The organism is Streptomyces sp. LN549 (assembly GCF_043203805.1).
Lineage (GTDB): Bacteria > Actinomycetota > Actinomycetes > Streptomycetales > Streptomycetaceae > Streptomyces.
This window is the reverse complement of the sequence record NZ_JAZHRI010000002.1, coordinates 1917686-1931603: the sequence shown is the minus strand read 5'-3', so window position 1 is coordinate 1931603 and position 13918 is coordinate 1917686. Positions and strand designations below refer to the sequence as shown.

Sequence of the window (13918 nt, the reverse complement as noted above, 5' to 3'; positions counted from 1 at the left end):
CCTCCAACACCCTGCGCCAGGTGGCACATTTCATGCGAAGCTGAGGTGTATGAGCGTCGATACACCTCGCAGGATCGTCCTTCTCAGGCATGCAAAGGCGGAATGGTCGCAGGACTCCGACCATGAGCGGCCGCTCGCGGAGCGTGGCCGCAAGGACGCCCCCGTGGCAGGCCGCAAACTCGTCGATTCCGGGATCGTCTTCGATCTGGCCCTCTGTTCCACCGCGGCCAGGACGCGCGAGACGTGGAAGCTCGCCGTGCACGAGATGCCGGAGCGCCCCAGGACCGTGTACGAGGAGAGGCTCTACGAGGCCTCGCTCGGCGAGCTGATCGCGCTGATCAACGAGACCCCCGACGACGTCCGCGATCTGCTGGTGATCGGCCACAACCCGGGCATGCACGCCCTCGCCGACGCCCTGGCGGGCTCGGCGGAGGGCGACGCCCTGGCCCGGATGAGCCGCGGTGGCTTCCCGACCGCCGCGTTCGCCGTCGTCGAGCTCCCCGGCACCTGGAAGAGCGTGGAGCACGGCGTCGGCAAGCTCGTCGAGTACTGGACTCCGAACGACTGACCGCCCCGGCTCACGACAGGGCCCGGGTGCGCACGCCGACGCGTGCGCACCCGGGCCCTGTGTACGTTCCGGCCGCGAGTCCCTATTCGACGAGGCCGTCGGCGGCCTCGACCTCCTCGCGGGTGATGCCGAGCAGATAGAGCACGGTGTCCAGGAACGGCACGTTCACCGCGGTGTGCGCCGCCTTGCGGACCACCGGCTTGGCGTTGAAGGCGACCCCGAGGCCCGCGGTGTTCAGCATGTCCAGGTCGTTCGCCCCGTCACCGATCGCCACCGTCTGCGCCAGCGGGACCCCGGCCTCCGCGGCGAAGCTGCGCAGCAGCCGGGCCTTGCCCGCCCGGTCGACGATGTCCCCGGTCACCCGGCCGGTGAGCTTTCCGTCGACGACCTCCAGAGTGTTGGCAGAGGCGAAGTCGAGCCCGAGCCGCTCCTTGAGATCGTCCGTCACCTGTGTGAACCCACCCGAGACGACGCCCACTTGGTAGCCGAGGCGCTTCAGCGTACGGATCAGGGTGCGGGCACCCGGCGTCAGCCGGACGTCGGCGCGCACCTTCTCCACCACCGATACGTCCAGCCCCGCCAGCAGCGCCACCCGCGCGTGCAGCGACTGTTCGAAGTCGAGCTCACCGCGCATCGCCTGTTCGGTCACCGCGGCGACCTCCGCCTCGCAGCCGGCATGGGCCGCGAAGAGCTCGATGACCTCGTCCTGGATGAGCGTCGAGTCGACGTCCATCACGACGAGCCGCTGTGCCCGGCGGCTCAGCCCGGCCGAGACGACGGCCACGTCGACGCCGATCCCCGCGGCCTCGACGGCCAGCGCGGTGCGCAGCGCCTCGGTTCCGGTGCCGGACACCGCGAACTCGACGGCGGTGACCGGATACTTCGCCAGGCGGAAGATCCGGTCGATGTTCCCGCCGGTCGAGGTGATCCTGGCCGCTATGGCGGCGGTCGACTCCGCGGTGAGCGGGTGCCCGAGCACCGTCACATGGGAACGGCCGTCACCGCGCGGGCGGTTGTCGCCCGTACCGGAGATGATCTCGGCCTGCAGCTTCAGGGACTCCGCCCAGCTGTGCACGGTGGCCCGCAGGTCGCCCGCGGTGGTCCCGCCCGCGGTCGGTGCGGTGACCAGGGCGCACAGGACGATGCGGCCACGGGTGACGACCTGCTCGATGTCGACGACATCGACCGAGTAGGCGGCGAGGGTGTCGAAGAGCCCGGCGGTGATTCCGGGCCGGTCCTTCCCGAAGATCTTCACGAGAAGGGTGGGCGTGTCTGCGTCCCGACGTGACTCAGGAGGCTCAGGAGACAGGGAGGGCTGAGGGGGCTGAGATGCGCTCATGGTGATTCCACCGTATCGGTCCGCGGTGCGGCCCCGACGGCCCGTCCCGAGGACCGGACAGCGACCCGGCGACCGTAATATCCATGTTCGTCATGACTTGCCATGTCCCATGACCATTCATGGCCTTGGGTGATCGTTCGGACCTGGTCGTTCGCAACAGTGCGGTCTCGGTTCGGTCAACCTCCCGCCCGGCTTTCGTATCGGGGACTGCTCCTGGAATAGTTCCCCACGATGTTCAGCATCCCTAGACTCCCTGCAACGGGGGTAATTCGGGGGACAACTAGTGGGGCGCGGAGTGCCGGAACTCGTACTGGAATTGAATGGCAGGACCTGGACGCTCGATCCGTCCAGGCCGTACACCCTCGGACGTGATCCGCAGGGCGACATGACGATCGACGACGCCAGGGTGTCGTGGCGGCACGCCACGATCAGCTGGAGCGGGCGCAGTTGGTTCATCGAGGACCACGGCAGCACCAACGGCACGTATGTGCAGGGCCAGCGGATCCACCAGATGGAGATCGGGCCCGGCTCCACCGTGAACCTGGGCAACGCCACCGACGGACCCCGGCTGAGCCTCAGCGGCGCCGATGTGTACAGCGGGCGCGCCGCCGCGGGCGCCCAGCAGCCGCAGCAGGCTCCGCACCAGGCTCCACAGCAGCCGCACCAGGCTCCGCAGCAGGGAGGAGTGGGCGGGCAGCAGCCGCCCGCCCAGCAGCAGGCCTGGCCGCAGGCACCTCAGGCCCAGCCGCAGCAGCCTCATGTGCCGCAGCAGCAGGGCATGGCACCGGCACCCCACGGCGGCCCCGGCGGCGCGGCGGGGGCGCCGCCGGTGTACGGCGACCGGAGCCCGACCACGTTCCACCAGCTGGCCCTCGGCCGGGTGATGCGGATCGGCCGTGCGCTGGAGAACGAGCTGGTCGTCTCCGACCTGCAGGTCTCGCGCCACCACGCCGAGTTCCACGCGACACCCGACGGCCGCTTCGAGATCCGCGACCTCGGATCCCACAACGGCACGTACGTCAACGGCCAGCCGCTCTCGAAGTCCGGCTCCGCGCTCATCGGCGCGAACGACATCGTCGGCGTCGGTCACTCGACCTTCCGGCTGGTCGGCGACCGGCTCGAGGAGTTCGTCGACACCGGCGAGGTCTCCTTCGCCGCCCGTCACCTGACGGTGACGGTCGACGGAGGCAAGCAGATCCTCAAGGACGTCTCGTTCGGTGTCCCGGAGAAGTCGCTGATCGGGGTCATCGGTCCGTCCGGCTCCGGAAAGTCCACCCTGCTCAAGGCGCTCACCGGCTACCGGCCCGCCAACCAGGGCGACGTCCTCTACGACAACCGGAATCTGTACAAGCAGTTCGCCGAGCTGCGCCAGCGCATCGGTCTGGTCCCGCAGGACGACATCCTGCACAAGGAACTGACCGTCACCCGGGCCCTCAAGTACGCGGCCAAGCTCCGCTTCCCCGCGGACACCACCGAGGCCGAGCGCCAGGCCCGGATCCACGAGGTCCTCGCCGAGCTCAAGCTCGACATCCACAAGGACAAGAAGGTCACCTCGCTCTCCGGAGGCCAGCGAAAGCGCGTCTCCGTGGCCCTGGAACTGCTGACCAAGCCCTCGCTGATCTTCCTGGACGAGCCGACCTCCGGCCTCGACCCGGGCATGGACCGCGATGTCATGCAGCTGCTCCGCGGCCTGGCCGACGACGGCCGCACCGTCCTCGTCGTCACGCACTCGGTCGCCGAGCTGGCCATCTGCGACAAGCTCCTGGTGATGGCGCCGGGCGGCTCCGTCGCCTACTTCGGTCCGCCGGAGGAGGCGCTCAACTTCTTCGGCTACTCCACCTGGGCCGACGTCTTCTCCGCGTTCGAGAACTACCGCGACTACGACTGGGCGGGCCGCTGGCGCGGTTCGCAGCACTACCAGCTGTACGCCGCCGACATCGACGCCGTCGCCGCGCAGCCCGTGCACATGCCGCCGCACCAGCAGATGCGTCCGCCGAAGCCGCAGGGCTGGATGACGCAGCTGTGGACGCTGATGCGCCGCTACGTGTCGGTGATCGCGTCGGACAAGGGCTTCATGGGTCTCATGGTGATCCTGCCCGCGGTGCTGGGCATCGTCAGCGTGGTCATCCCCGCGGACTTCGGCCTCGCCCCGCCGAAGCCGCCGTCCCGGTTCAACGGCGACGCCGGCACGATCATGCTGATCCTGGTGATCGGGATGACCTTCTCCGCCGCGGCCAACTCCGTACGAGAACTGATCAAGGAACGCGTCATCTACGAACGGGAACGGGCCACCGGCCTCTCCCGCTCGGCCTACCTGATGTCCAAGGTGATCGTGCTCGGTGTGATCACAGCCGTCCAGGGCGTCATCATCTGCGGCATCGGCTTCGCCACCCGCGATCTGCCGGCGGAGGGCCTGATCATGCCGCCGGCCGTGGAGCTCTGCGTGACGGTCATCGCGCTCGGCTTCACCTCCATGATGTTCGGGCTGGTCATCTCCTCGCTGGTGAAGACCTCCGAGAAGACCATGCCGCTGCTGGTCATGTTCGCCATCGTCCAGGTCGTCTTCACCGGCATCCTCTTCCAGGTGTACGGATCGCCCGGCCTGGAGCAGTTCGCCTGGCTGATGCCGTCCCGCTGGGCCATCGCCGGCGCGGGCTCCACGCTCGACCTCGCCCACCTGATGCCGCCGTGGGACCAGAAGAACCCCACGGACCTGGACCCGCTGTGGGAGCACACGGCCGGCCAGTGGGGCATGAACATCTCGGTGCTGCTGGTCCTCGGCATCATCTGCGGATTCGCGGTCGCACGGCTGCTGCGCCGCCACGAGCCCGAGGTCATGCGCAAGTAGCAGGGCGCCCCTGCGCACAGCACGACGCCGAAGGGCGGCACCCCACGGGGGTGCCGCCCTTCGGCATGGTCCGGAACGGATCAGTACGCGCTGTTGACGTTGTCGATCGAGCCGTACTTGTCGGCGGCGTAGTTGGCCGACGCGGTGATGTTGGCGACCGGGTCGTACTGGGTGTGGGGGGTGCCGCCCACGTGGTAGGCGTCGAACGTCGGCTTGATGATCTGGAGCAGACCGATCGACGGGACGCCGTTGATCGCGTTGATGTCCCAGTCGTTGATGGCGTTCGGGTTGCCGCTGGACTCACGGATGATGTTGCGGTGCAGCCCGTCGTAGGTGCCCGGGATGCCCTTGGACTTCATGATGGCCAGGGACTCCTTGATCCAGCCGTCCAGGTTGTTCGCGTACACGGGGGTACGGGCCTCGGAGCGGCTGGCGGCGTGCGAGCTGCGCTTGGCGGCGGCCGTCTTGGCCTTCCACTTCGCGACGGCCTTCGCGTGGGCCTTGGCCTTCGCCTTCTTGGCGTTCGCCTTGGCGACGGCCTCGACCTTCTCCTTCACGGCGGCGGCCTGCTTGGCCCGCGCGGTGTCGGCGGCCTTGATCAGCTGCTCGGCGGTGGAGTGCTGCTCGATGATGCTGGCCTGGATGGTCTTGGCCTGCGGGGCGCCGGCGGCGGACGTGAAGGCGACGGGAGCGGCGGAGAGTGCCTGAGGCTCGGTCTCGGCCTCGGCGTTACCGGGTACCAGGGACAAGGAGAGGGCAGCGGCGGCGACGGCGGAGATGCCGGCGACGGAGAGCTTCTGGGTCTTGTTCAGGCTACGGAGACGGCCGGGAATGCTGGACGCGGACATACAGGCGTACCTCTTCGAATCGCGGAGGGTCCTCACGGAGGACGAAGACGGGAGGCGGCGTCGCATCTCCGTCGGGGACGATTGCAATTGTTAGCGGCGGCAAAATGCTGTGGCAAAGGTGTGACGTACGAAGCCGGATAGTGGAACACGGCGTCGTTGGGGCCCGCCGATCCGCACCCATGCCCCCCCAAATCGCCCTTATGCCTCAACTAGGTGACTTCGTAAGTGACGTGGGTCCTATGCGCGGCCTCACATCGGGCCGGTAACAAACTCACCATTCGTTGCTTCAGCAATGCGGAGCGTGAGGATCCGGTTTGTGGTGAGCCTTCGGAGCATCGGCGACCGAAGACAACGCGGCAGATGTACGTGCCGGACCCCGCGAGCCCGGCATGATCCGAACGAGAGGACCTAGGGCCTGCGCCCTAAGCGGAGGCCGTCCAGAGGCGGATACGGGTCGAGCGGGGCGCCGGTACCGTGAGGCCATGAGCCATCGCCCACCGTCGGGCCTCGCAGCGGTGAGTGCCGCGCTGCTCGCCATGAGCCGGCACCTCGAGATGCGGGACGTCCTGAAGACGATCGTCGCGTCGGCCCGCGAACTGCTGGACGCCGAGTACGCGGCCCTCGGGGTCCCCGACGACCACGGCGGCTTCGCCCAGTTCGTCGTCGACGGTGTCAGCGACGAGCAGTGGAAGGCCATCGGCCCGCTTCCGCGGCAGCACGGCATCCTCGCCGCGATGCTCCACGAGGCGAAGCCCGAGCGCCTGGCCGACGTCCGCAAGGACCCGCGCTTCGAGGGCTGGCCCGCCGCTCACCCCGACATGTCCGACTTCCTCGGGCTGCCGATCAGGGACGGCGACGACATCATCGGCGCCCTCTTCCTGGCCAACAAGCGCTGCCCGAAGCCCGAGGGCAGCTGCGGCTTCACCGCCGAGGACGAGGAACTGCTGTCGACCCTCGCCCAGCACGCGGCGATCGCCCTCACCAACGCCCGGCTCTACGAACGCAGCCGTGAGCTCACCATCGCAGAGGAGCGCTCCCGGCTCGCGCACGAGCTGCACGACGCCGTCAGTCAGAAGCTCTTCTCCCTTCGGCTCACCGCCCAGGCCGCCGCTGCCCTCGTCGACCGCGACCCGGCCCGTGCCAAGGGAGAGCTCCAGCAGGTCGCCGCCCTGGCCGCGGAGGCCGTCGACGAGCTGCGCGCCGCCGTCATCGAACTACGCCCCGCCGCACTCGACGAGGACGGCCTCATCGCCACCCTCCGTACCCAGATCCAGGTCCTGGACCGCGCACACACGGCCCGGGTCACCTTCGCGAGCGTCGGTGTACGGGCCCTGCCCGCCGCCCAGGAGGAGGCGCTGCTCAGGGTCTCCCAGGAGGCCCTGCACAACGCGCTGCGGCACTCGGAGGCCGGGCACGTAGACGTCACCCTCACCCGTCGCGACGGCGGCACGGTGCTGCGGGTCACGGACGACGGCCGCGGCTTCGAACCGGCGGCCACCCGTCAGGCGGGGCGGCACCTGGGCCTCGTCTCGATGCGGGACCGGGCGAGCGGCGTCGGCGGCAGGCTCACCGTTGAATCGGCGCCCGGCAAGGGCACCACGATCGAGATGGAGGTGCCCGGTGGCTGACAAGCTCATCAGGGTGCTGCTGGTCGACGACCACCAGGTGGTCCGCCGCGGTCTGCGTACGTTCCTGGAGATCCAGGACGACATAGAGGTCGTCGGCGAGGCGTCCGACGGTGCCGAAGGCGTGGCCAGGACGGAGGAGCTCCGCCCCGACGTGGTGCTGATGGACATCAAGATGCCGGGCACCGACGGCATAGAGGCCCTGCGCAGGCTGCGCGAGCTGGAGAACCCGGCCAAGGTCCTGATCGTCACCAGCTTCACCGAACAGCGCACCGTCGTCCCCGCCCTGCGCGCCGGGGCCTCCGGTTACGTGTACAAGGACGTCGACCCGGACGCGCTGGCCGGTGCCATCCGCTCGGTGTACGCGGGCCATGTCCTGCTCCAGCCGGAAGTGGCCGGTGCGCTGCTCGCCCAGGACGACCCGGGTACGGGGACCGGCCGGGGGAGCACCCTCACCGAACGGGAGCGGGAGGTCCTGGGCCTGATCGCCGACGGCCGGTCGAACCGGGAGATCGCACGGGCGCTGGTGCTCTCCGAGAAGACCGTCAAGACACACGTCTCGAACATCCTGATGAAGCTGGACCTGTCGGACCGCACCCAGGCGGCCCTCTGGGCCGTCCGGCACGGGGCGGCGGGCTGACGGACGGCCGAAGAGGGGAGTCACCCTCCGGGCCCAGGTTTCACACTCCCGTGTGTACGTCACCCCGAACGGCGCATCCTCTTTCGGTGCGGGGCGTTCTTCATGGCGTGCTGCGGCGGCTGGCCGCAGCGACGCTAGGAGGATCCTGAAGTGAAGAACCTGAAGAAGGCTGCTGCCGTCACCATGATCGCCGGTGGCATCATCGCCGCCGGTGCCGGCGCGGCCTCCGCCACCGGTCACAGCGGTGCCGGCGCCCACGGTGTCGCGGCCCACTCCCCGGGTGTGGCCAGCGGCAACGTCGTCCAGGTCCCGGTCCAGGTCCCGGTGAACGTGGTCGGCAACACCGTCAACGTGATCGGCCTGCTCAACCCGGCCTTCGGCAGCTTCGGCCTGAACGGCTGACGCGCCGCACCCACGGCGTGATGCCGCCGGCCGGCCCCTCGTGGGACCGGCCGGCGGCATCACGCCGTCCGCCCCCACGCGGCTCGAACGCGCCCACGCCCCGGCTCCCGCATCACGGACCGCGGGCGCGCCCCGTTACCGCGCCCGCTCCTCCACATACGCGTTGTACGCGGCCACCTGCGCCCGCCGGGCCACCCGCTCCACCGGCCGCAGAGCCTCCCCGCGCGCCGCCATCTCCGAGGCGCTCACCGCCCCGCCGTGCCCGTTCTCGTACGCCACCGAGACCAGCAGCCCGACGCGCTGCGCCAGCTCCAGTACTCTGGCCGCGCGCGGCGGATACCCCGGGGCGAGCACCTCGCCCCCCCGTTCCGCCCGCGCCCGGTACGCGTCCACCGCCGCATCGGCCACCGGCCCCGACCCCGCCACATCGAGTCGGGACAACAGAGCCGTCGCATCCCGCAACGCCTCGGCAAGCTCCCGCTCCGCCTCGCCGAGCGACGGCACATCCGCCGGCGGCGCCTCGCGCACCGCCAGGCACTGCCACACCACACTGACGTGGAGATCCCCGACGGGCCCCGCCTCCCGCACCTCGGGCACCAGCCCGTACGGCGCACCGTGGGTGACCACGGCCTCCTCCGCCTCCAGCGCCCTGGCGTTGAACTCGGCGGGACCGCTGAGGCCCAGCGGGTGCCCGGGAACCGGCAGCGCGACCCGGAAGCCCGTCACCCCCAGCCCCCGCAGCCGCCCCAGCGCGAGCGTGAGACCGACCGGTCCCGCCTCACCAGGCAGCCCCTCGACGCGGTGCACCGCGTCCTCCCCGACAATGGCGAGCGCCGCGTCGTCCGGCGACACGAGTCCTGCGAGCAGCGCGTTGCCCCAAGCGGCCAGCAGCCCTGAGCGTGGTTCCGAAAGCATGGCGACAGCCTAAGACCGACCGGCACATGGGAGGCGGTCGGTTCATGGAACGGGCCCGGGCCCTGTCCTCACCCTCCCCGGACCCGGCTCCCGGCCGGACGGGACGGTGCGGCAACCGCGCGACGACGGGCCCAGCGCCTGAAGCGCTCGCCCAGTGGCGTAGGTTTTCCCTGGGAGCTGTGCCCACAGGCACGCGACGATCTCGAGACTGCATGGGGAGACAACGCGCTCATGAGCGATGTACTGGAGCTGGTGGACGTATCCGTGGTCCGCGACGGACGCGCTCTGGTGGACGATGTCTCCTGGTCGGTCAAGGAGGGGGAGCGCTGGGTCATCCTCGGCCCGAACGGCGCCGGCAAGACCACCCTCCTCAACATCGCGTCCAGCTACCTCTTCCCGACCAAGGGCAGCGCCACCGTCCTCGGCGAGCAGCTCGGCGGTGTCGGCACCGACGTCTTCGACCTGCGCCCCCGCATCGGCATCGCCGGCGTCGCCATGGCCGAGAAGCTGCCCAGGCGCCAGACGGTCCTGCAGACGGTGCTCACCGCCGCCTACGGCATGACCGCCACCTGGAACGAGAACTACGACAAGGTCGACGAGGACCGCGCCCGCGCCTTCCTCGACCGGCTCGGCATGACCGAATACCTCGACCGGAAGTTCGGCACCCTCTCCGAGGGCGAGCGCAAGCGCACTCTGATCGCGCGCGCCATGATGACCGACCCCGAACTGCTGCTCCTCGACGAGCCGGCCGCCGGTCTCGACCTCGGCGGCCGCGAGGACCTCGTCCGCCGTCTCGGCCGGCTGGCCCGCGACCCGTACGCGCCCTCCATGATCATGGTGACTCACCACGTCGAGGAGATCGCCCCCGGATTCACCCACGTCCTGATGATCCGCCAGGGCAAGGTGCTCGCCGCCGGCCCCATGGAGACGGAGCTCAGCTCCCGCAATCTCTCCCTCTGCTTCGGTCTGCCGCTCGTCGTCGAGCACCAGGGCGACCGCTACACCGCCCGCGGACTGCCGCTCGCCTGAGGGGCGTTGCCCGGATCGCCGCCGTACCCGACCGGTCGCGCACTGTCCGCGGAGGTACTCACGGTCATACGATGACCACGTGGACATCGACGCGTGGGTGTGGTGGCTGATCGGCGCGGTGGGACTGGGCATCCCACTCGTCCTGACCGCGATGCCCGAGTTCGGCATGTTCGCCGTCGGGGCGGTCGCCGCGGCGGTCGTCGCGGCCCTGGGCGGCGGAATCGTGGCCCAGGTCCTGGTCTTCGTCATCGTCTCGGTGGCACTGATCGCCGTGGTCCGCCCGATCGCCAACAGGCATCGTGCGGACCGCCCCCGACTCGCCACCGGTATCGACGCGTTGAAGGGCCGTCAGGCCGTCGTCCTGGAACGGGTCGACGGCAGTGGCGGCCGCATCAAGCTGGCCGGGGAGATCTGGTCGGCCCGCGCCCTCGACGCCGAACTCAGCTTCGAACCGGGCCAACAGGTCGATGTCGTCGACATCGACGGGGCGACGGCCGTCGTCATGTGACCGAACAGCCCCCACAGCAGCGCCCGTTCTGCGAGACTCGATGTCGATCATCATGGAAACCGGACCGGCAGGACAACCGACCTGACCCACGGCCCATACGATCTCGACCTCGCTCATCGCGATCCGTCGGCAACCGAAGGGCACGAGGAAACGATGCAACCGATCATCATCGTCCTGATCATTCTGGTGGTGCTCGTCTTCATCGCTCTGATCAAGACGATCCAGGTCATCCCCCAGGCCAGCGCCGCCATCGTGGAACGTTTCGGCCGGTACACCCGCACCCTCAACGCAGGCCTGAACATCGTCGTCCCGTTCATCGACTCGATCCGCAACCGGATCGACCTCCGGGAACAGGTCGTGCCCTTCCCTCCGCAGCCGGTGATCACCCAGGACAACCTGGTCGTGAACATCGACACGGTCATCTACTACCAGGTGACCGACGCCAGGGCGGCGACGTACGAGGTCGCCAGCTACATCCAGGCCATCGAGCAGCTCACCGTCACCACGCTCCGCAACATCATCGGCGGCATGGACCTGGAGCGGACCCTGACCTCCCGCGAGGAGATCAACGCCGCGCTGCGCGGAGTCCTCGACGAGGCCACCGGCAAATGGGGCATCCGCGTCAACCGCGTCGAGCTGAAGGCGATCGAGCCGCCCACCTCCATCCAGGACTCGATGGAGAAGCAGATGCGCGCCGACCGTGACAAGCGCGCCGCGATCCTCCAGGCAGAAGGCACGCGCCAGTCGGCGATCCTCACCGCGGAGGGCGAGAAGCAGTCCGCGATCCTGCGCGCCGAGGGTGAGGCCAAGGCGGCCGCCCTGCGCGCGGAGGGCGAGGCCCAGGCCGTCCGTACGGTCTTCGAGGCGATCCACGCCGGCGACCCGGACCAGAAGCTCCTCTCCTACCAGTACCTCCAGATGCTCCCGAAGATCGCCGAGGGTGACGCCAACAAGCTCTGGATCGTGCCCAGCGAGATCGGCGACGCCCTCAAGGGCCTCAGCGGCGCCTTCGGGAACCTCGGAACCGGCATGCCCGGCTTCAACACGGGTAACACCGGCAACGAACGCCGCGAGGAACCCCCGGTCGACTGACGTGTACACCTCTCGTGCATGATCAGTGCAGCAAACACCGATCATGCACGGGGGATTCGGGATGACCATCTGGGAGATGCTCGCTGTCTTCGCCGCGGGCATCAGTGCGGGCACGATCAACACGATCGTCGGCTCGGGAACGCTGATCACCTTCCCGGTCCTGCTCGCCACGGGCCTGCCCCCGGTCACCGCGACGGTCTCCAACGCACTCGGCCTGATCCCCGGCTCCATCAGCGGCGCGATCGGCTACCGCAAGGAACTCGAAGGACAGCGCCGACGCGTACTCAAGCTCGCCGTCGGCGCCATGATCGGCGGCCTCACCGGCGCGACCCTCCTGCTGGCGCTGCCCTCCACGGCCTTCGAGACCATCGTGCCGGTCCTGGTCACCCTGGCCCTCGTCCTGGTCATCCTGCAACCACGCATCAGCAAAGCGGTCCAGCGGCGGCGCGAGAGCACCGGCGCCACCGCCCGCCCCGACGGCGGCCCGCTGCTCTTCGTCGGCCTGATGCTGGCCAGCGTCTACGGCGGCTACTTCACCGCCGCCCAGGGGATCATCTACCTCTCCCTGATGGGCATGCTGCTCGACGACACCATGCAGCGCCTCAACGCGGTGAAGAACGTCCTGGCCGCCGTCGTGAACAGCATCGCCGCGCTCTTCTTCCTCTTCGTCGCGGACTTCGACTGGACGGCCGTCGTCCTGATCGCCATCGGCTCCACACTGGGCGGCCAGATCGGCGCCAAGATCGGCCGCCGGCTCAGCCCCACGTTCCTGCGTGCCCTCATCGTCACCGTCGGGACGGTCGCCATCGTCCAGCTGGTCCTGCGCTGACACGGCGAAGCCCGCCTCCTCACGAAGGCGGGCTTCCCCTACGTCACCCGGCGTACGGCGCCTACGCCGCGGAGTGCGCCAGCCACTGAGGCAGGGCCGACCTGTCACCGGCCCCCAGCGCCAGCAGCATCGCGTCAGCCGGCGACGGGACGAACGGCTGCCTCAGCAGCGGCATCCCCGCCTGCTCCGGCGTACGCGCCGCCTTGCGGTGGTTGTCCTCGGCGCACGAGGCCACCGTGTTGAGCCAGGTGTCCTGACCCCCCTGGGCCCGCGGCACCACGTGGTCGACGGTGCTCGCCCGTCGCCCGCAGTACGCGCACCGGTGCTGGTCCCGGATCAGCACACCCCTTCTGGACCACGGCGCCTGTCTTCGGAACGGCACCCGTACATACCGGCAGAGCCTGATCACCCGGGGTACCGGAATGTCCACGGCGGCACCGCGCATACGGAGATCGGGATGCGACTGCTCGACGACGGCCTTGTCCTGAAGGATCAGCACCACCGCACGGTTCAGGGTCACCGTCGACAGCGGCTCGAAGCTCGCGTTCAGCACCAGCGTGTCCCGCATTTCGCCCACCTCCCGTGTGCCGCCCGCCCCCTGGCGGGCCCGGATCAACTCTGGCCGGGCAGGCCGTGATGGACAACGCAATAAAAATGCCCTGCCCTGATCTCTCCAAGACCAGGGCAGGGCAAACAGCGGTGGAACCTTTTGCTTCACTCGCTCTCGGCGGACTCCGCGTACTCACCGATCAGCTGGGCACGGCCCAGCGTGTGGAACCGCAGGTTGAAACCGACCGCTGCGGGAGACGCGTCACTGTCGGGACCGAGCTTCTCGCTGTCCACCGCGTACACGGTGAAGACATAACGATGGTTCTCTCCGGCCGGCGGGGCGGCGCCGCCGAACTCCTTCGCCCCGTAGTCGTTGCGAACCTGCACGGCGCCCGCGGGCAGCCCTTCGAACTTCCCGCTGCCCGCACCCGACACCAGTTCCGTGAAGGACGCCGGGATGTCGAAGACCACCCAGTGCCAGAACCCGCTGCCCGTGGGGGCGTCCGGGTCGAAGCACGTCACGGCGAAACTCTTCGTCCCCGCCGGGAACCCCTCCCACCGCAGCTGCGGTGAAGTGTTCCCCGCCGCGTAGACCTGTGCGTCCGCAAGCACGGCCCCCGGGGCCAGGTCCTCGCTCACCACGGTGAACGAAGGGACCTCGGGATGGAAGTCATGCGGAAGCGGGGCCCTCTTCGGCTCGGTCACGTCGCCACCTCTCCTGATCGG

The 13918-nt window shown here is 69.4% G+C and carries 14 protein-coding genes; 9 read left to right on the top strand and 5 right to left on the bottom strand.

Annotation, left to right across the window (positions count from 1 at the left end; translation table 11 throughout):
- Window positions 1-49 precede the first annotated feature (49 nt).
- A complete protein-coding gene (locus tag SH922_RS08450) occupies window positions 50-568 on the top strand; it encodes a SixA phosphatase family protein (RefSeq protein ID WP_393056544.1) in 519 nt (172 codons plus the stop codon).
- Window positions 569-650: 82 nt separating this feature from the next.
- Here SH922_RS08450 and serB read toward each other — a convergent pair whose 3' ends face one another.
- Window positions 651-1907, bottom strand: coding sequence for a phosphoserine phosphatase SerB (serB, locus tag SH922_RS08445; RefSeq protein WP_393056541.1), 1257 nt, complete (start codon window positions 1905-1907; stop codon window positions 651-653).
- Window positions 1908-2190: 283 nt separating this feature from the next.
- Between serB and SH922_RS08440 the strand changes: the two genes are divergently transcribed.
- Complete coding sequence (locus SH922_RS08440) at window positions 2191-4755, top strand: FHA domain-containing protein (protein ID WP_393056539.1); 2565 nt, start codon at window positions 2191-2193, stop codon at window positions 4753-4755.
- A gap of 80 nt (window positions 4756-4835) precedes the next feature.
- Here SH922_RS08440 and SH922_RS08435 read toward each other — a convergent pair whose 3' ends face one another.
- Window positions 4836-5603 carry a transglycosylase SLT domain-containing protein gene (locus tag SH922_RS08435; protein WP_393056537.1) on the bottom strand — a complete coding sequence of 256 codons (768 nt, stop codon included), beginning with the start codon at window positions 5601-5603 and terminating at the stop codon, window positions 4836-4838.
- 482 nt (window positions 5604-6085) lie between these two features.
- Here SH922_RS08435 and SH922_RS08430 point away from each other — a divergent pair, with 482 nt between their 5' ends.
- The 3 genes from SH922_RS08430 (at window position 6086) to SH922_RS08420 (ending at window position 8270) form a co-directional block, all read left to right on the top strand.
- On the top strand, window positions 6086-7231 hold the full coding sequence (locus SH922_RS08430) for a GAF domain-containing sensor histidine kinase (RefSeq protein ID WP_393056534.1): 1146 nt from the start codon (window positions 6086-6088) through the stop codon (window positions 7229-7231).
- The gene (locus SH922_RS08425; RefSeq protein ID WP_393056532.1) at window positions 7224-7868 is read left to right on the top strand and encodes a response regulator; all 645 of its coding nucleotides are present in this window, start codon (window positions 7224-7226) and stop codon (window positions 7866-7868) included. The genes SH922_RS08430 and SH922_RS08425 overlap by 8 nt, the downstream gene beginning before the upstream one ends.
- Window positions 7869-8018: 150 nt before the next feature.
- Window positions 8019-8270, top strand: coding sequence for a chaplin family protein (locus tag SH922_RS08420; protein WP_393056530.1), 252 nt, complete (start codon window positions 8019-8021; stop codon window positions 8268-8270).
- 135 nt (window positions 8271-8405) lie between these two features.
- Here the strand turns inward: SH922_RS08420 and SH922_RS08415 are convergent, their stop codons facing one another.
- Window positions 8406-9185, bottom strand: a complete 780-nt coding sequence (locus SH922_RS08415; protein WP_393056528.1) for a hypothetical protein — start codon at window positions 9183-9185, stop codon at window positions 8406-8408.
- Window positions 9186-9416: 231 nt separating this feature from the next.
- On the opposite strand from SH922_RS08415, the gene SH922_RS08410 reads away from it, so the two are divergent.
- From SH922_RS08410 to SH922_RS08395, 4 genes are all read left to right on the top strand, one after another.
- On the top strand, window positions 9417-10214 hold the full coding sequence (locus tag SH922_RS08410) for an ABC transporter ATP-binding protein (RefSeq protein ID WP_362557206.1): 798 nt from the start codon (window positions 9417-9419) through the stop codon (window positions 10212-10214).
- Window positions 10215-10293: 79 nt separating this feature from the next.
- Window positions 10294-10722 (top strand): NfeD family protein, encoded by a 429-nt coding sequence (locus SH922_RS08405; RefSeq protein WP_352124865.1) that lies wholly within the window; start codon window positions 10294-10296, stop codon window positions 10720-10722.
- 153 nt (window positions 10723-10875) lie between these two features.
- The gene (locus tag SH922_RS08400; protein WP_393056525.1) at window positions 10876-11814 is read left to right on the top strand and encodes an SPFH domain-containing protein; all 939 of its coding nucleotides are present in this window, start codon (window positions 10876-10878) and stop codon (window positions 11812-11814) included.
- 61 nt (window positions 11815-11875) lie between these two features.
- A complete protein-coding gene (locus SH922_RS08395) occupies window positions 11876-12643 on the top strand; it encodes a sulfite exporter TauE/SafE family protein (protein ID WP_393056523.1) in 768 nt (255 codons plus the stop codon).
- A gap of 61 nt (window positions 12644-12704) precedes the next feature.
- On the opposite strand, the gene SH922_RS08390 is transcribed toward SH922_RS08395, so the two are convergent.
- Both SH922_RS08390 and SH922_RS08385 read right to left on the bottom strand, forming a co-directional pair.
- Window positions 12705-13211, bottom strand: a complete 507-nt coding sequence (locus SH922_RS08390) for an HNH endonuclease (protein ID WP_393056521.1) — start codon at window positions 13209-13211, stop codon at window positions 12705-12707.
- Between the two features lie 146 nt (window positions 13212-13357).
- Window positions 13358-13897, bottom strand: a complete 540-nt coding sequence (locus SH922_RS08385; protein ID WP_393056519.1) for a YbhB/YbcL family Raf kinase inhibitor-like protein — start codon at window positions 13895-13897, stop codon at window positions 13358-13360.
- Between the last annotated feature and the right edge of the window lie 21 nt (window positions 13898-13918).

Bases quoted from the DNA above. Each gene is read 5' to 3' on its own strand.
- SH922_RS08450 (WP_393056544.1), top strand. From the start codon at position 50: ATGAGCGTCGATACACCTCGCAGGATCGTCCTTCTCAGGCATGCAAAG.
- serB (WP_393056541.1), bottom strand. From the start codon at position 1,907: ATGAGCGCATCTCAGCCCCCTCAGCCCTCCCTGTCTCCTGAGCCTCCT.
- SH922_RS08435 (WP_393056537.1), bottom strand. From the start codon at position 5,603: ATGTCCGCGTCCAGCATTCCCGGCCGTCTCCGTAGCCTGAACAAGACC.
- SH922_RS08430 (WP_393056534.1), top strand. From the start codon at position 6,086: ATGAGCCATCGCCCACCGTCGGGCCTCGCAGCGGTGAGTGCCGCGCTG.
- SH922_RS08415 (WP_393056528.1), bottom strand. From the start codon at position 9,185: ATGCTTTCGGAACCACGCTCAGGGCTGCTGGCCGCTTGGGGCAACGCG.
- SH922_RS08410 (WP_362557206.1), top strand. From the start codon at position 9,417: ATGAGCGATGTACTGGAGCTGGTGGACGTATCCGTGGTCCGCGACGGA.
- SH922_RS08400 (WP_393056525.1), top strand. From the start codon at position 10,876: ATGCAACCGATCATCATCGTCCTGATCATTCTGGTGGTGCTCGTCTTC.
- SH922_RS08395 (WP_393056523.1), top strand. From the start codon at position 11,876: ATGACCATCTGGGAGATGCTCGCTGTCTTCGCCGCGGGCATCAGTGCG.
- SH922_RS08390 (WP_393056521.1), bottom strand. From the start codon at position 13,211: ATGCGGGACACGCTGGTGCTGAACGCGAGCTTCGAGCCGCTGTCGACG.